Here is a 15,555-nt window from a genome sequence, read left to right on the forward strand (position 1 = left end):
CATGCCCGAAACCTGAGAGGACCTGTCATGCCTCACCCCTTGGCCACCCTGGACGGTCTCGCCCCTGACGACTTCCTCGGTCAGCTCGCTGCCTTGCGGTCCACGCGTGATCAGTTCGACCGCGACATTCGCGAGTACCTGGCTTATGCACGAGAGTTCACACGCCCTCGGCCCTACACCCTGGCCGAGCTCGCCGAGGCCGCCGGGATGTCGATCTCCGGCGTGCGCACCGCCTACACGCCGACTGACCTCGATGCGGTGGCCCGCGCCCTGGGTCGCGCTCCGCGGCGGCAGTGATGGCCAGCGCCCGTAAGCCCCGCGCGAGGAAGTGCCCGGACTGCAAGGGCGCCGGCGAGACCGCTGAATCAGTCCGCGTCGGCTCCGCCCGCAAGTTCCGCGAGACCACCGACCGACAGGCCGCGCTCTGCCTGACCTGCCTCGGCTCCGGCACCGCCCCGACCGCCTGACACCCCAAGAGGAGGTGAAGACATGACCCGCTCACTCCGCGTCGACGCCGTCCTGGTGCAAGCCGTGATCGCCGGGGCCCTGTCCTTCGCCCACCTGCACGACCTTGCCGCCGCTGCCGGGCAGACCGGATGGAAAGCCTGGGCCTACCCGGTCTCCGTCGACCTGCTCCTCGTCGCCGCCTGGCGACGGCTGCGCAACGACGGGCCGTCCCGGCTCGCCTGGTGCTGGTTCCTGATCGCCCTGGTGGCCTCGCTTGGCGCGAACGTCGCAACCGCAGGATTCCTCGACCTGGCGCATCCGCCCGCCTGGTTGCGCTTCGGCATCGCCGGATGGCCCGCGCTCGCCTTCCTCGGCGGCACGCTTCTCGCCCACTCGCCGACCACGGCTGGCCCCGCCCTCGGCCCCGAACCGGAGCCGGAGCCGGAGGCGGTGGAGGTTGTGCCGGCCGAGCCGGAGTCCGCACCTGAGCCGGGTCCCGTCACCGAGCCGGAGCCCACCCCGGCCCTGCCCGCAGCGCCCGAGCCCGCTCCCGCCCCGGCTCCGCCGGTCCCGGCCGCCCTGGTCGAGCACGCCCGCAAGGTCGCCGACGCGCACCGTACCGCCACCGGCACACGGATCGACACCGACACTCTGCGCGCTCGCCTCGGCGTCCCCGCCCCGATGGCCGACGCCATCGCCGCCCAACTCACCTGATCGAAAGGACACCGCGATGCCCGCCCGAGACCACTTCCACTCCGTCATGCGGATCGGACCGATCCAGGTCGGCACGCACCGCGACCGGCACGGGCGCACCAAGCACGCCGCCGTCTGCACCGCCGACCGCTGCGGCTGGTCCGCCGACTACTCCAGCTCCTCCGCGGCCCAGCTCGCGGCCCGCACTCACCGCTGCCGCATCGCCTGACAGGAGACCGTCCGATGAACGTCGAACTCCCGCTCGTCCTCGTCATCGCCGTCTTCGGCTACCTCGGTATCCGCTTCCGCCCGCCGACCTGGCTGATCGTGGTGCTCCTCCTCGGCGGCTTCCTCCTCGCTGACACCTTCCTGGCCCCCGCCATCGAGTCCGGCACCCGCACCGGCGTCGACGCCGTGAACAACACCACCAAGTGACCGAACGGAGAACCGCCATGCTCCGCCCGAAGATCCCGACCATGCCGACCCCGACCGGCATCGTCACCCCGCCCGCCGTCGAGCCGACCGCGATCGTCCAGCACACCCCGACCGCCGCCCCGGTCCCTGTGGCCCCGGCGGTGCCTGCCCGGCCCACGGTCCAGCTCACGCCCGGCAGCGCGCTCGCCCTCGTCGGTGGCGGCACCGCCGTCGTCCTGGTCGTCGGCGCGGTGCTGGTCTCGATGCTCCTGGCGGTCGCCGTCACCGCGGCTTCGGGCGCCGTGTGCGCGCTCGTCGTTCGCTCGCTGATCACCTCCGAGCACAAGCGCCGCTGACCGGCCCCCGGGGCGGTCTCAACCGCCAAGTCTTGCCCGCCCCGGGAGCCGTGCCCCAACCCATCGCAAAGGACAAGAAGGGACACCCATCATGGCCCAGCCCACCACCACGCCCGTGCGGGTCTGCTCGAACTGCGACGGCTTCCCCGCCGTACGGGTCACCCTCGGCGGCCGCGACCGGCACGGGAACCTGCGCACCATCACCGTCCACTGCCCGGCCTGCCACGGCACCGGCACCCGACCCGCCCGCCGGCCGATCCCCGCCCGCGTCGAGGTGGCCGCGTGACGCATACCGCCACTGCGGCGGGCCTGGACCCGGCCACCCTCGAGGATGTCCTGCGGGTGGCCGGGTCCCCCGGCTTCGACCGCTGGAAAGACCAGATTCACCGCACCGGCGGCTGCTCCGACCCCATCCACCTCACCGGCTGGACCCTCGCCAAGGACAAGACCACTGGCGAGACCCTGCGCCGCTACTCGACCGACACCGAACCGGACGGACGGCTCCGCGTCGCCTGCGGCAACCGCCGCGCCACCCGCTGCCCCACCTGCGCCTACACCTACGCAGGCGATACCTACCACCTCATCCGCGCGGGCCTCGCCGGAGACGAGACCAAGGACATCCCCGCCACCGTCCGCGACCACCCGCGCGTCTTCGCCACCCTCACCGCCCCGTCCTTCGGCCCGGTCCACAACCGGCCCGACCGTGGCGTCTGCCGCTGCGGCACCCGCCACCCCGAGGACGACCCTGCCCTGGGCACCGCCCTCGACCCGGCCACCTACGACTACGCCGGGACGGTCCTGTTCAACAACCACGCCGGACAGCTCTGGCAGCGCTTCACCACCCGGCTCCGCCGCGAGATCGCCGCCCGCGCCGGACTCACCCAACGCGAACTCAAAGACGTGCTGCGCGTCTCATACGGCAAGGTCGCCGAATTCCAAAAGCGCGGCGCGATCCACTTCCACGCCGTGATCCGCCTCGACGGACCGGACGGCCCCGACTCGCCGCCTCCGTCCTGGGCCACCGTGCAGCTGCTCGACGACTCCATCCGGGCCGCCGTCGCCCACTCCTACACCTCGATCACCGTCCCGGCCGCCGGGGACCAGCCCCGCCGGCCTTTCCGCTGGGGCACCCAGCTCGACATCCGCCCGGTCAAAGCCTTCGACGACGGCTCCGACATCACCGAGCAGGCCGTCGCGTCCTACGTCGCCAAGTACGCCACCAAGGCCGCCGAGTCGACCGGCAGCCTCGACCGACGCATCGGGAACCGGGAAGTCCTCGACCTCCTGGAAGTGCCCGATCACCCCCGCCGCCTCATCGAGGCCTGCCTCGACCTCGCCCCGCTCTACCCGGACCGCAAGCTCGGGGCCTGGGCTCACATGCTCGGCTTCCGCGGCCACTTCTCCACCAAGTCCCGCCGCTACTCCACCACCCTCGGCGCACTCCGCCAGATCCGTGCCGACTACCGCGCCGCCCAGGACCAAGACGCCCTCGGCGACCCGGACACCGTCCTCGTCCTCGCCTCCTGGGAGTACGCCGGACACGGCCACACCCCCGGCGAATCCGCCCTCGCCGCCACCATCGCCCGCGACATCCAACTCAACCGCGGAACCGCCCGCGAAGCCCTCGCAGCCCTGGAAGGAGCCTGACGTGAAAGACGAGCTGATGACCGTTCCGCAGATTCTCGCCGAGCTGGGCGGAGTGTCCCGCCGGACCTTCTACAGGTGGCGTGAGCTTGGGCAAGGACCGGCGGCCTTCAAGCTCCCCAACGGAGAGCTGCGCGTGTGGCGTTCCGACTTTGCTGCCTGGCTCCGTGGGCTGGAGGGCGTCGCAGCGTGAAGTCGACCGACGTGCGCGTGTGGTCGATCCGGACCAAGAAGGGTGTTCGCCCCTCCTACGAGGTGCGATGGAAGGTAGCAGGGGAGCCCTTCTCTCAGACGCGTAAGACCAAAGCGCTCGCCGACAGTTTTCGCTCCAAGCTTCTTCGAGCGGCGCGTGAGGGCGAAGAGTTCGACACAGAATCCGGGCTGCCGGACTCGATGGTCGAGCAGAAAGCCACGCTGAGCTGGTACGAATTCGCCCTTCGCTACCTTGCGATGAAATGGCCGCACGCCGCGCCCAACACCCGCGATGGGATCAATGAGTCCCTGGCCGCAGTGACGATCGCACTCTTGGACGATCGACCCGGTCGGCCCGCCGATGAGGTGCTTCGCAAGGCGCTGCGCACCTGGGCTTTTGTCCTCCCGGGGCCGAGTGACAGGGAGCTCCCTACGGACATCGGAAACACCCTGCATTGGGTCGGCAAGGCCTCGCGGCCGCTGGCAGACCTCGCCGATCCCGTTGTCGGACGGGCCGTCCTCGACTCACTCAAGCTGAAACTTGACGGCACCGCGGCTGCTGCCGAAACAGTTCGCCGAAAGCGGCGCACCCTCGTCAACGCCATGAACTATGCAGTCGACCTCGGCGAGTTCTCAGAGAATCCGCTCGCGTCCATTCGCTGGCAAAAGCCAAAAGTGGCCGGGGAGGTTGACCCTCGGGTTGTCGCGAACCCTGAGCAGGCCCGGGCACTGCTGCACGCCGTCTCCTACGTCGGCGGGTACCGGCGGGCCCGCGGTCGGCGTTTGGTCGGGCTCTTCGCCGGCATGTACTTCGGTGGCTTTCGTCCAGCCGAGGCAGTGGGCCTGGCCGAGTCGGACCTGACACTCCCGGCCTCCGGGTGGGGGTCTGCACTCCTGCACCGGACGCGGCCGAGCGTGGGCAAGCAGTGGACCGACTCCGGCGAGAGTCACGATGACCGCGGGCTGAAGAACCGACCTAACGAGGACGTCCGGCGGGTGCCCATCCCTCCCCAGCTCGTGACCATCTTCCGCGAGCACATCGACACCTTTGGGACCGCCGATGACGGCCGCCTGTTCTTCAGCGAGAACGGGGGAGTGGTCTCCTCCTCGACCTACTACCGGGCCTGGCAGGAAGCCCGAACGCTGGCACTTCCGCCTGCGGCGGTCGCCTCGCCGCTTGCTCGGCGCCCGTACGACCTCCGGCACTCCGCCCTCTCTACGTGGCTGAACGCCGGTGTGGACGCCACTGAGGTGGCCGAGCGCGCCGGCAACAGCGTCGAGGTTCTGCTCAGCCGGTACGCCAAGTGCCTCGACGGCAGGCAGGAAGTCGCCAACCGCCGGATCGAAGATCTATTGCGCGAGTACGAGTGAAGGTGGACTTCGTCGTGCTTGATAATCCGAGCGTGGACGTATCCGACAAGGGCCAGAGGCTCGATTCCAAGTGGATCGATGTCGGCAACAACGTATGTGGCACCGTACGCGGTTGCCGCGACGCATCCGCTGTCGCTGAGCACTTCGTGCGGGCCGGCTGGAGGTCCAGGTCCTCGTCCTGGTACGGCTACGAGCTTGAAACCGGCTGGTGCCAGGTCGAGATCGATCCCATCGAAGGCCGGACAATCTTGCTCAACGGGGTCGTCGACCCGCTGCGCCTCGAAGAGTTCGCCGAACTACTGGGCCGCTTCGGACTGCCGTACAGCCTGGAGCTCAACGACGACGATGCCCTGATCCGCGAGATCCACGGGTGATCCATTCGCTCACCTGCTAGGCCCCTGGACCTGTCCGGGGGCCTTCGCCATTTCGAGGCGCTGACCTGGGACGACGCCTTATGATCCATCCCGCGAATAGGCCGCGGACTCTGTCATACGGCGACTCCGAGCGGCATACGGCTGCACATACGCGAAGACCCCGGCCTCAGCGTTTCCGCTGGTGACGGGGTCTTTGGGCACCTCATACAGGGTGCCCCCGGCAGGATTCGAACCTGCGCACACGGCTCCGGAGGCCGTTGCTCTATCCCCTGAGCTACGGGGGCGCGCGCCGCGCTGCTGCGTGGCGACGGGTAGAACCCTACCAGCTCCCGAAGGGTCATCGTGAACAGGTATTTCGGGTCCTGGGGAACGGGTTTCCGAGCCGCCGCGGAACGGGATTCTCCGGTCCGGGCCCACTGGCCGGACAGCAGCCCCAGCACCCTCCCGCAGCCCGATCCGATCCGCTTGCGGACCTGCCGCGTGGAGCCCCGTCCCCGTACACGATCCACCGTCCACCCGCCTCCCTCCTTCCCGCCCTTCGCCCGCACGGGTCGGAAGTGGGCAAAACCCGGACGCAGCCCTGTCCTCGGACCTACTCTCGAGTTGTGTCCGGCGTGTCCGGCCGAGTGCTCGTTGTCGATGACAACCGGGTGATTCGGCAGCTGATCAGGGTCAACCTCGAGCTGGAGGGCTTCGAGGTCGTGACCGCGGCCGATGGTGCCGAGTGTCTGGATGTGGTGCATCAGGTACAGCCGGACGTCATCACGCTGGACGTGGTCATGCCCAGGCTCGACGGCCTGCGCACCGCCGCCCTGCTGCGGGACGACCCGCGCACCGGGCACATCCCCCTCGCGATCATCAGTGCCTGTACGCAGTACGAGGTCGACTGCGGTGTCGCCGCCGGGGTCGAAGCCTTCCTCGCCAAGCCCTTCGAGCCGGCAGAGCTCGTGCGCGTCGTGCGGAAGTTGATGCACCGGGAGCCCAGGGGGACCGGGGACTCCCGCGAGTCCGGGGAGGGTGGCCCGCGGTCCGTCGACGGCAGGCATGAGGCCGGGCGGGCGGAGAGCGCCAGAGGTTGACCGCGCCCGTGACCGCGGCGTGCCGATGACCGGTGGTGCCCGTGCCCGGCGCCTGTACCTCCGCGCAGGCGACCACCGTCCGCGTAACCGCGACTGCCCCCGCAGGCGATCACCGTCCGCGTTACCGCGACCGCCCCCGCAGTGCCCGCATCGCGAAACCGGTTCGCGGAGTGCCCCCCTTCCTCCCATACGCTTGTCCCGTGACCCCCGCAGAGCTCTCCCGTACCGTGCGGCACGCCGTGTGCCGTGCCGTGGAGGACGGTGCGCTGCGCGTCGACGCCCCCGGGGTCGTCAAGATCGAGCGGCCCCGGCCCGGTGGGCGTGGGGACTACGCCACCGGGATCGCGCTGCGGCTGGCACGGCAGGCCGGACGGCCTGCCGCCGAAGTGGCGGCGGAGCTGGGACACCGCATCGCCGCCGCCCCCGGAATCGCCGCCGTCGACATCACCGGGCCCGGCTTCCTCAACATCACCCTCGAGTCCGACACCCAGCAGCGGCTCGTACGGGACGTCCTGGAGCGCGGCCGGAAGTACGGCTGGACCGACCTGACCGGGGCCGTCGAGCAGCCCACCTACCGGGCCGACGTACGAGCAGCCGTCACGGCCGACACCCTGCGCCGGATCCTGCTCTCGCAGGGCACCCTCAGCCGGACCTTCTGTGAAGGCACCGCCGACCCCGTCTGGGCCGATCTCGGCGTACGCATCGAGGCCCAGCACGCGCGGGGGCGGCTCCGTACGGACGTCGCACCCGTTCCCGCCGCGGACGACGCGGCAACGCTCCTGCGGCGCCTCGGTGTGGACGCCACCCGGTGGGGACTGCTCGCCGCCGCGGCCCACGACCGGCCCCTGACCGACCGCCCCGCCCCGGACGGGTCCCCGGCGGACCGCCCCGCCCCGGACGGGTCCCCGGCGGACCGCCTTCCGGCCGGCCGCTTCACCACGGACGCGTCCCCGGCCGACCGCCCCGCGCCCGCCGACCCCCTAAACCCCCACCCCCTCCTCCTCCAGCACGAGCGCAACCCCCTCTTCCGCGTGCGCTACGCCCACGCCCGCGCCCGCGCCCTCTCCCGTAACGCCGCGCAGCTCGGGTTCGCCGGCAGCCCGGACGAGCATGTGGAGGCCCCCGCTCTCACCGCCGCCATCGGTGATCATCCCGCCGTCCTCGCGGACGCCGCCCGGCTCAGGGCGCCCGATCGGCTTGCCCGGCATCTGGAAGTCACCGCCGACGCTCTTCTCTCCTTCCAGAGCAGCGTCCAGCACAGCGTGCTGCCCGTCGGGGACGAGAAACCCTCGGCCGCCCACCGATCCCGGCTCGCTCTTGCCGAAGCCGCCGGGACGGTGCTCGCCGGTGGCCTGTCCCTGCTCGGTATCAGCGCGCCCGACCATCTGTGAGACGTGAGAGAGACCAGATTCCGATGAGCCGATCCGCACACCCCGCCGGTCCCCGTCATGCCGATGTCCTCCCCGAGGGGCACTACACGGCACCGCCCACCGACCTGAACGCCCTCGACCCGAAGGTGTGGGCCGACACCGTCACCCGTAACGCCGACGGTGTCGTGTCCGTCGGCGGGATCGAAGTGACCAGGCTGGCGGAGGAGTTCGGGACCCCGGCCTACTTCCTCGACGAGGCCGACTTCCGTGCCCGCTGCCGCGCCTGGGCCGACGCCTTCGGCAAGGACGCGGACGTGTTCTACGCGGGCAAGGCGTTCCTGTCCCGGGCGGTCGTCAGGTGGCTGAAGGAGGAGGGGCTCAACCTCGACGTGTGCTCGGGCGGTGAGCTGGCGACGGCGCTGGCCGCCGGGATGCCCGCGGAGCGCATCGCCTTCCACGGCAACAACAAGTCGGTGGAGGAGATCGAGCGGGCGGTGGGCGCCGGCGTCGGGCGGATCGTGCTCGACTCGTTCCAGGAGATCGTCCGGGTCGCGCACGTCGCCCAGAGCATGGGCAAGCGGCAGCGGGTGCAGATCCGGGTGACCGTCGGCGTCGAGGCCCACACGCACGAGTTCATCGCTACTGCCCACGAGGACCAGAAGTTCGGCATCGCGCTGGCCGGCGGTCAGGCCGCGGAGGCCGTGCGGCGGGCGCTGAGGCTCGACGGGCTCGAGCTGATCGGCATCCACTCCCACATCGGTTCGCAGATCTTCGACATGGCCGGCTTCGAGGTCTCCGCCCGCCGGGTCGTGCAGCTGCTCGCCGAGGTGCGGGACGAGCACGGCGTCGAGCTGCCCGAGATCGACCTCGGCGGCGGCCTCGGTATCGCGTACACCTCCGAGGACGATCCGCGTGAGCCGCACGAGATCGCGAAGTCCCTGACCGAGATCGTCACCCGTGAGTGTGAGGCCGCCGGGCTGCGCCCGCCGCGCATCTCCGTCGAGCCGGGCCGTGCGATCGTCGGGCCCACCGCCTTCACCCTGTACGAGGTCGGCACCGTCAAGCCGCTCGAGGGACTGCGTACGTACGTCAGCGTCGACGGCGGCATGTCGGACAACATCCGTACCGCGCTGTACGACGCCGAGTACAGCGTCGCCCTGGTGTCGCGGACGTCCGAAGCCGCTCCGATGCTGAGCCGGGTAGTCGGCAAGCACTGTGAGAGTGGCGACATCGTGGTCAAGGACGCGTTCCTGCCGGCCGACCTCGCGCCCGGCGATCTGATCGCCGTGCCGGCCACCGGCGCGTACTGCCGTTCCATGGCCAGCAACTACAACCACGCACTTCGCCCGCCTGTCGTCGCCGTCGCGGACGGCGAGGCACGGGTGATCGTCCGGCGTGAGACGGAGGAAGATCTCCTGCGTCTCGACGTCGGATAGTTGAGATAGATGTCTCGCATGCCGGACGGAGGGCAGAAACTCCGGTTCGGTGGGTGAGACTGGTCCACATCCAAGAAGTAATGAGAAGCGAGGTCGGATGATGCGTACGCGTCCGCTGAAGGTGGCGCTGCTGGGCTGTGGAGTGGTCGGCTCAGAGGTGGCGCGCATCATGACGACGCACGCCGACGACCTCGCCGCGCGTATCGGCGCCCCGGTGGAGCTCGCCGGGGTCGCCGTGCGCCGCCCGTCCAAGGTGCGCGAGGGCATCGACCCGGCGCTCATCACCACGGACGCGACCGCGCTCGTCAAACGCGGCGACATCGACGTCGTCATCGAGGTCATCGGCGGCATCGAGCCCGCCCGCACCCTCATCACCACCGCGTTCGAGCACGGCGCCTCTGTGGTCTCCGCCAACAAGGCGCTGCTCGCCGAGGACGGCGCGACGCTGTACGCCGCCGCCGAGGAGCACGGCCGCGACCTGTACTTCGAGGCCGCCGTCGCCGGCGCGATCCCGCTGATCAGGCCGCTGCGCGAGTCCCTCGCCGGCGACAAGGTCAACCGCGTCCTCGGCATCGTCAACGGCACGACCAACTTCATCCTCGACAAGATGGACAGCTCGGGGGCGGGGTACTCGGAGGCGCTCGACGAGGCGACCGCCCTCGGATACGCCGAGGCCGACCCGACCGCCGACGTCGAGGGCTTCGACGCGGCCGCCAAGGCCGCCATCCTCGCGGGCATCGCCTTCCACACCCGGGTACGGCTCGACGACGTCTACCGCGAGGGCCTCACCGAGGTCACCGCGGCCGACATGGCCTCCGCCCGCCGCATGGGCTGCACCGTCAAGCTCCTCGCGATCTGCGAGCGTGCGGCGGACGGGCAGTCGGTGACGGCCCGCGTGCACCCCGCGATGATCCCGCTCAGCCACCCGCTGGCGTCGGTCCGCGAGGCGTACAACGCCGTCTTCGTCGAGGCCGAGGCCGCCGGGCAGCTGATGTTCTACGGCCCCGGTGCCGGCGGTTCGCCCACCGCGTCCGCCGTGCTCGGTGACCTCGTCGCCGTGTGCCGCAACAAGCTCGCCGAGGCAACGGGGCCCGGCGAGTCGGCGTACACCCAGCTGCCCGTGAGCCCCATGGGCGACGTGGTGACGCGCTACCACATCAGCCTCGACGTGGCCGACAAGCCGGGCGTCCTCGCCCAGGTCGCGACGGTCTTCGCCGAGCACGGCGTATCCATCGATACGGTGCGCCAGCAGGGCAAGGACGGCGAGGCCTCTCTCGTCGTCGTCACCCACCGCGCGCCCGACGCCGCCCTTTCAGGGACCGTCGAGGCGCTGCGCAAGCTCGACACCGTGCGCGGTGTCGCCAGCATCATGCGTGTTGAAGGGGAGTAAGGGACCCATGACCACCAACGGCACCCACCAGTGGCGCGGCATCATCGAGGAGTACCGGGACCGTCTTCCGGTCACGGACACGACGCCGGTCGTCACGCTCCGTGAGGGTGGCACGCCGCTCGTCCCGGCGCAGGTCCTCTCCGAGCGCACGGGATGCGAGGTGCACCTCAAGGTCGAGGGCGCCAACCCCACCGGGTCCTTCAAGGACCGCGGTATGACGATGGCCATCACCCGGGCCAAGGAGGAGGGCGCGCAGGCCGTCATCTGCGCCTCCACCGGCAACACCTCCGCCTCCGCCGCCGCGTACGCGGTGCGCGCCGGGATGGTCTGCGCGGTCCTCGTGCCGCAGGGCAAGATCGCCCTCGGCAAGATGGGCCAGGCCCTCGTGTACGGGTCGAAGATCCTTCAGGTCGACGGCAACTTCGACGACTGCCTGAACCTGGCGCGCAGCCTCTCGGAGAACTACCCCGTGGCGCTGGTCAATTCGGTCAACCCGTACCGGATCGAGGGTCAGAAGACCGCCTCCTTCGAGATCGTCGACGCGCTCGGCGATGCCCCCGACATCCATGTGCTGCCCGTCGGCAACGCCGGCAACATCACGGCGTACTGGAAGGGGTACAAGGAGTACTCCGCGGACGCGATGTCCTCCCGGACGCCACGCATGTGGGGCTTCCAGGCGTCCGGTTCCGCGCCGATCGTGCGCGGCGAGGTCGTGAAGGACCCGTCGACGATCGCCACCGCGATCCGGATCGGCAACCCCGCGTCCTGGACGCAGGCGATCGCCGCACGCGACGAGTCCGGCGGCTTCATCGACGAGGTGACGGATCGTGAGATCCTGCGCGCCTACCGCCTGTTGGCGTCGCAGGAGGGCGTCTTCGTCGAGCCCGCTTCGGCCGCGTCCGTCGCCGGTCTGCTGAAGGCCGCGGAGCAGGGCAAGGTCGACCCGGGACAGAAGATCGTGTGCACGGTCACCGGCAACGGCCTGAAGGACCCCGACTGGGCGGTCGCCGGAGCGCCCCAGCCGGTCACCGTCCCGGTCGACTCGGCCGCCGCGGCGGAGCGCCTCGGGCTCGCGTAGCCGGCGCGGCGTCCGGCGTGAACAGGGCGGCTCGCGGCCCTGATCCGGCCGGAAGACCGCTTGCGCCCGTCCGGTTGCCCTACTGGAAAGTATGGCAACCCGGACAACGTCATACGTAGAGGCACAGGAGGCTCGCGACACGCATCGTGCGCCTCCTGTGCGCCCTATGTCGCAGGTGAACCTTCCTTCGATAGGCTGTACCCGAACCCGGCCCGCCGCATATGCGCGGTGTCGTTGCCGTCGCGGTGTTTCCACCGCCGAGGCCCACGGGTATTCCTGCCTCTCGAACCAATCGTGTACATCCCGCAGTTCAGAACCAAGGAGAGTCGTCGAGCGATGGCCGGTCCAGCGTTCCGCGCCGCCGCCGTCCGGGTGCGCGTCCCCGCAACCAGCGCCAATCTCGGTCCGGGCTTCGATGCCCTGGGGCTGTCGCTCGGTCTGTACGACGACGTGGTCGTCCGGGTCGCGGACTCCGGTCTGCACATCGACATCGCCGGTGAGGGCGCGTCGACCCTGCCCCGGGACGAGAACCACCTGCTGGTACGGGCCCTGCGCACGGCCTTCGACCTGCTCGGCGGTCAGCCGCGCGGCCTCGAGGTCGTCTGCGCCAACCGCATCCCGCACGGCCGCGGTCTCGGCTCCTCCTCGGCGGCGATCTGCGCCGGCATCGTCGCCGCCCGCGCCGTGACGATAGGGGGCGACGCGAAGCTCGACGACGTGGCGCTGCTCGAGCTCGCGACCGAGATCGAGGGCCACCCGGACAATGTCGCCGCCTGTCTGCTCGGCGGTTTCACCCTCGCCTGGACCGAATCGGGAGCGGCGCGCGCGATCAGGATGGATCCCGCCGATTCCGTCGTTCCGGTGGTTTTCGTTCCGTCCAAGCCGGTACTCACGGAGACGGCCCGCGGGCTTCTCCCGCGCACCGTCCCGCATGTCGACGCCGCCGCCAACGCAGGCCGGGCCGCTCTCCTCGTCGAGGCCCTGACCAGGCGTCCTGAGCTGCTGCTGCCCGCCACGGAGGACCGTCTCCACCAGGAGTACCGGGCCCCGGCGATGCCGCAGAGCGTCGATCTGGTGAACCGACTGCGCGCCGACGGCGTCCCCGCAGTCATCTCCGGCGCGGGCCCGACGGTGCTCGCGCTGGCCGAGGACAGTGCGGCCGACAAGGTCGCACGGCTGGCGGGCGAGGGATGGGCGGCCAACCGGCTCGCCTTCGACGCCGCGGGTGCGAGCGTTCTGCCGCTCGCGCCCTAGGGACACACGATTGCCACACGATTGCCGGTGAGAGAGAGGGGGAATGTTTGTTGGAGCCGGTAGTGTTAACCTCAAGTCAGCGGCCGTCGTCTTCACGACGCGGCGCTTTGCGTCCCTCATCGGGACCACCACTCTTCCGGGAGCCTCCCCAAACTGCCTGAGCAGCCTGCCTGAGCAGTTTCGAGCACGCTCCGGAACCGGCACGACACCCCTCGCTTTTTCCAGGAGTGGGCCGAGCAGGGGGACCTCGGGCCGGACCTTGCACGTATGCATGTATCTCTCTCCGCCGTCAATTCTCCGGCGGGACCACCGCTCCGGCACGGCCCATACCCGGGACCGAAGCCGGACAGCACAACCGGTCGCCGAGCCAGAAGGCCGACGTCCGCTCCAGGGAAGGACCCTTCGTGAGCGACACCACCGATCTGATGGGCGTGACTGCCGACAACAACGTCGACAACGCCGCGCCCGCCACAGGTGCTGCCTCGGGCACCACCTCACGGCGCCGCCGCTCCGGCACCGGCCTCGAGGGCATGGTCCTGGCCGAGCTGCAGCAGGTCGCGTCCGGCCTCGGCATCAGGGGCACCGCGCGTATGCGCAAGAGCCAGCTGATCGAGGTCATCAAGGAGGCGCAGGCCGGAGGGACCTCCCCGGCGAAGAGCGCCGACGCGGGCGCCGCCGAGGCCCCCGCCAAGCCCAAGCGCCGCGCCACGTCCAAGACCCGCACGGGTGACGAGGCCGCTGCCCCCGCCGCTGAGAAGGCGGAGAAGGCCGACAAGCCCGAGAAGGCTGTCGCCCAGCAGCAGATCGACATCCCGGGACAGCCGGCCAGCGAAGACCAGCCGGCCGGTGAGCGCCGTCGCCGTCGCGCCACGGCGCAGGCGGGCAGCCCGGACACCCGTACCGAGGCCCGCGGGGACACCGCCGTCGAGGTCAAGACCGACGTCAGGACCGACGAGCGCCCCGAGGCCAAGGCGGACGCCGCCGTGGACACCGCCGAAGGCCGTCGCGACCGCCAGCGCGGCGACCGGGGCGGCGAGCGTGGCGACCGGGGCGGCGACCGCAGCGAGCGCCGTGAGCGCCAGCGTGACCGTGACCGCCGTGGCAAGGGCGACGACCAGCAGCAGGGCGGCCAGCGCCAGCAGCGTCAGGGCGGCCAGCAGAGCACCGGCCCCCAGGACGACTTCGACGACGAGGCCGGTGGTCGTCGCGGACGCCGCGGCCGCTACCGCGACCGCCGTGGCCGCCGTGGCCGTGACGACTTCCAGGCCGGCGAGCCGCAGGTCTCCGACGACGACGTCCTGATCCCCGTCGCGGGCATCCTGGACATCCTCGACAACTACGCGTTCATCCGGACCTCCGGCTACCTGCCCGGCCCGAACGACGTGTACGTCTCCCTCGCCCAGGTCCGCAAGAACGGCCTGCGAAAGGGTGACCACGTCACCGGTGCCGTGCGCCAGCCCAAGGAAGGCGAGCGCCGCGAGAAGTTCAACGCGCTGGTCCGCCTCGACTCGGTCAACGGCATGGCGCCCGAATCGGGCCGCGGCCGCCCCGAGTTCAACAAGCTGACCCCGCTGTACCCGCAGGACCGGCTGCGTCTCGAGACCGACCCGGGCGTGCTGACGACCCGGATCATCGACCTCGTCGCGCCGATCGGCAAGGGCCAGCGAGGCCTGATCGTGGCCCCGCCGAAGACCGGTAAGACCATGATCATGCAGGCGATCGCCAACGCGATCACCCACAACAACCCTGAGTGCCACCTGATGGTCGTCCTGGTCGACGAGCGTCCGGAAGAGGTCACCGACATGCAGCGGTCGGTGAAGGGCGAGGTCATCTCCTCGACCTTCGACCGTCCCGCGGAGGACCACACCACCGTCGCCGAGCTGGCCATCGAGCGCGCCAAGCGTCTCGTCGAGCTGGGTCACGACGTGGTCGTCCTGCTGGACTCGATCACCCGCCTCGGCCGCGCCTACAACCTGGCGGCCCCGGCCTCCGGACGCATCCTGTCCGGTGGTGTCGACTCGACCGCGCTCTACCCGCCGAAGCGCTTCTTCGGCGCCGCGCGCAACATCGAGGACGGCGGCTCGCTGACCATCCTGGCCACCGCGCTGGTCGACACCGGCTCGCGGATGGACGAGGTGATCTTCGAGGAGTTCAAGGGCACCGGCAACGCGGAGCTCAAGCTCGACCGGAAGCTCGCCGACAAGCGCATCTTCCCGGCGGTGGACGTCGACGCGTCCGGCACCCGTAAGGAAGAGATCCTGCTCGGCAGCGACGAGCTCGCCGTCACCTGGAAGCTGCGTCGTGTGCTGCACGCACTCGACCAGCAGCAGGCGATCGAGCTGCTGCTCGACAAGATGAAGCAGACCAAGTCGAACGGCGAGTTCCTGCTTCAGATCCAGAAGACGACTCCGTCCGCCGGCAACGGCAACGACTGAGAGAGCTTCGCCACAGCCGCCG

At 70.5% G+C, this 15,555-nt stretch carries 18 protein-coding genes and 1 tRNA gene; 18 read left to right on the forward strand and 1 reads right to left on the reverse strand.

Annotated features, from left to right (window positions below; genetic code table 11):
• Positions 1 to 27: 27 nt before the first annotated feature.
• From MDN94_RS14780 to MDN94_RS14830, 11 genes are all read left to right on the forward strand, one after another.
• Positions 28 to 297: a hypothetical protein gene (locus MDN94_RS14780; RefSeq protein ID WP_482726273.1), complete on the forward strand. Its 270-nt coding sequence runs from the start codon at positions 28 to 30 to the stop codon at positions 295 to 297.
• Positions 297 to 467, forward strand: coding sequence for a hypothetical protein (locus tag MDN94_RS14785; RefSeq protein WP_482726274.1), 171 nt, complete (start codon positions 297 to 299; stop codon positions 465 to 467). Before MDN94_RS14780 ends, MDN94_RS14785 begins: the two co-directional genes overlap by 1 nt.
• Positions 468 to 489: 22 nt before the next feature.
• Entirely contained in the window at positions 490 to 1,161 is a 672-nt protein-coding gene (locus MDN94_RS14790; RefSeq protein ID WP_482726275.1) for a DUF2637 domain-containing protein, read from the forward strand.
• A gap of 16 nt (positions 1,162 to 1,177) precedes the next feature.
• A complete protein-coding gene (locus MDN94_RS14795) occupies positions 1,178 to 1,369 on the forward strand; it encodes a mobile element transfer protein (protein WP_441262809.1) in 192 nt (63 codons plus the stop codon).
• A gap of 14 nt (positions 1,370 to 1,383) precedes the next feature.
• Positions 1,384 to 1,575 carry a hypothetical protein gene (locus MDN94_RS14800; protein WP_482726276.1) on the forward strand — a complete coding sequence of 64 codons (192 nt, stop codon included), beginning with the start codon at positions 1,384 to 1,386 and terminating at the stop codon, positions 1,573 to 1,575.
• A 17-nt stretch (positions 1,576 to 1,592) separates the two neighbouring features.
• Positions 1,593 to 1,910 (forward strand): SpdD-like protein, encoded by a 318-nt coding sequence (locus MDN94_RS14805; RefSeq protein ID WP_482726277.1) that lies wholly within the window; start codon positions 1,593 to 1,595, stop codon positions 1,908 to 1,910.
• Positions 1,911 to 2,001: 91 nt separating this feature from the next.
• Positions 2,002 to 2,196: a hypothetical protein gene (locus tag MDN94_RS14810; RefSeq protein WP_482726278.1), complete on the forward strand. Its 195-nt coding sequence runs from the start codon at positions 2,002 to 2,004 to the stop codon at positions 2,194 to 2,196.
• Positions 2,193 to 3,557 carry a replication initiator protein RepSA gene (gene repSA / locus MDN94_RS14815; RefSeq protein WP_482726279.1) on the forward strand — a complete coding sequence of 455 codons (1,365 nt, stop codon included), beginning with the start codon at positions 2,193 to 2,195 and terminating at the stop codon, positions 3,555 to 3,557. The genes MDN94_RS14810 and repSA overlap by 4 nt, the downstream gene beginning before the upstream one ends.
• Before the next feature lie 16 nt (positions 3,558 to 3,573).
• Positions 3,574 to 3,747: a helix-turn-helix transcriptional regulator gene (locus tag MDN94_RS14820; RefSeq protein ID WP_356621150.1), complete on the forward strand. Its 174-nt coding sequence runs from the start codon at positions 3,574 to 3,576 to the stop codon at positions 3,745 to 3,747.
• Positions 3,744 to 5,117, forward strand: a complete 1,374-nt coding sequence (locus tag MDN94_RS14825) for a tyrosine-type recombinase/integrase (protein ID WP_356621025.1) — start codon at positions 3,744 to 3,746, stop codon at positions 5,115 to 5,117. The genes MDN94_RS14820 and MDN94_RS14825 overlap by 4 nt, the downstream gene beginning before the upstream one ends.
• A 32-nt stretch (positions 5,118 to 5,149) precedes the next feature.
• Complete coding sequence (locus MDN94_RS14830; RefSeq protein ID WP_482726280.1) at positions 5,150 to 5,491, forward strand: hypothetical protein; 342 nt, start codon at positions 5,150 to 5,152, stop codon at positions 5,489 to 5,491.
• Between the two features lie 212 nt (positions 5,492 to 5,703).
• Here the strand turns inward: MDN94_RS14830 and MDN94_RS14835 are convergent.
• A tRNA-Arg gene (locus MDN94_RS14835) sits at positions 5,704 to 5,775 on the reverse strand.
• Between the two features lie 330 nt (positions 5,776 to 6,105).
• Here MDN94_RS14835 and MDN94_RS14840 point away from each other — a divergent pair.
• From MDN94_RS14840 to rho, 7 genes are all read left to right on the forward strand, one after another.
• Positions 6,106 to 6,570, forward strand: a complete 465-nt coding sequence (locus MDN94_RS14840) for a response regulator (RefSeq protein ID WP_482727077.1) — start codon at positions 6,106 to 6,108, stop codon at positions 6,568 to 6,570.
• Between the two features lie 200 nt (positions 6,571 to 6,770).
• Complete coding sequence (nrtL, locus tag MDN94_RS14845; protein ID WP_482726281.1) at positions 6,771 to 7,961, forward strand: ArgS-related anticodon-binding protein NrtL; 1,191 nt, start codon at positions 6,771 to 6,773, stop codon at positions 7,959 to 7,961.
• A gap of 23 nt (positions 7,962 to 7,984) precedes the next feature.
• A complete protein-coding gene (lysA, locus tag MDN94_RS14850) occupies positions 7,985 to 9,376 on the forward strand; it encodes a diaminopimelate decarboxylase (RefSeq protein WP_482726282.1) in 1,392 nt (463 codons plus the stop codon).
• 100 nt (positions 9,377 to 9,476) lie between these two features.
• Positions 9,477 to 10,766: a homoserine dehydrogenase gene (locus MDN94_RS14855; RefSeq protein WP_482727078.1), complete on the forward strand. Its 1,290-nt coding sequence runs from the start codon at positions 9,477 to 9,479 to the stop codon at positions 10,764 to 10,766.
• Between the two features lie 7 nt (positions 10,767 to 10,773).
• On the forward strand, positions 10,774 to 11,844 hold the full coding sequence (thrC, locus tag MDN94_RS14860; RefSeq protein ID WP_482726283.1) for a threonine synthase: 1,071 nt from the start codon (positions 10,774 to 10,776) through the stop codon (positions 11,842 to 11,844).
• A gap of 336 nt (positions 11,845 to 12,180) precedes the next feature.
• Positions 12,181 to 13,098: a homoserine kinase gene (thrB, locus tag MDN94_RS14865; protein WP_037773743.1), complete on the forward strand. Its 918-nt coding sequence runs from the start codon at positions 12,181 to 12,183 to the stop codon at positions 13,096 to 13,098.
• 404 nt (positions 13,099 to 13,502) lie between these two features.
• Entirely contained in the window at positions 13,503 to 15,533 is a 2,031-nt protein-coding gene (gene rho, locus MDN94_RS14870; protein WP_482726284.1) for a transcription termination factor Rho, read from the forward strand.
• The last annotated feature ends 22 nt before the right edge of the window (positions 15,534 to 15,555 follow it).

The sequence above is a fragment of the Streptomyces sp. WAC00040 genome (genome assembly GCF_056835925.1).

Bases quoted from the DNA above. Each gene is read 5' to 3' on its own strand.
- MDN94_RS14805 (WP_482726277.1), top strand. From the start codon at position 1,593: ATGCTCCGCCCGAAGATCCCGACCATGCCGACCCCGACCGGCATCGTC.
- MDN94_RS14790 (WP_482726275.1), top strand. From the start codon at position 490: ATGACCCGCTCACTCCGCGTCGACGCCGTCCTGGTGCAAGCCGTGATC.
- MDN94_RS14780 (WP_482726273.1), top strand. From the start codon at position 28: ATGCCTCACCCCTTGGCCACCCTGGACGGTCTCGCCCCTGACGACTTC.
- MDN94_RS14820 (WP_356621150.1), top strand. From the start codon at position 3,574: ATGACCGTTCCGCAGATTCTCGCCGAGCTGGGCGGAGTGTCCCGCCGG.
- lysA (WP_482726282.1), top strand. From the start codon at position 7,985: ATGAGCCGATCCGCACACCCCGCCGGTCCCCGTCATGCCGATGTCCTC.
- MDN94_RS14855 (WP_482727078.1), top strand. From the start codon at position 9,477: ATGCGTACGCGTCCGCTGAAGGTGGCGCTGCTGGGCTGTGGAGTGGTC.
- thrC (WP_482726283.1), top strand. From the start codon at position 10,774: ATGACCACCAACGGCACCCACCAGTGGCGCGGCATCATCGAGGAGTAC.
- MDN94_RS14785 (WP_482726274.1), top strand. From the start codon at position 297: ATGGCCAGCGCCCGTAAGCCCCGCGCGAGGAAGTGCCCGGACTGCAAG.
- MDN94_RS14795 (WP_441262809.1), top strand. From the start codon at position 1,178: ATGCCCGCCCGAGACCACTTCCACTCCGTCATGCGGATCGGACCGATC.
- thrB (WP_037773743.1), top strand. From the start codon at position 12,181: ATGGCCGGTCCAGCGTTCCGCGCCGCCGCCGTCCGGGTGCGCGTCCCC.
- MDN94_RS14800 (WP_482726276.1), top strand. From the start codon at position 1,384: ATGAACGTCGAACTCCCGCTCGTCCTCGTCATCGCCGTCTTCGGCTAC.
- MDN94_RS14810 (WP_482726278.1), top strand. From the start codon at position 2,002: ATGGCCCAGCCCACCACCACGCCCGTGCGGGTCTGCTCGAACTGCGAC.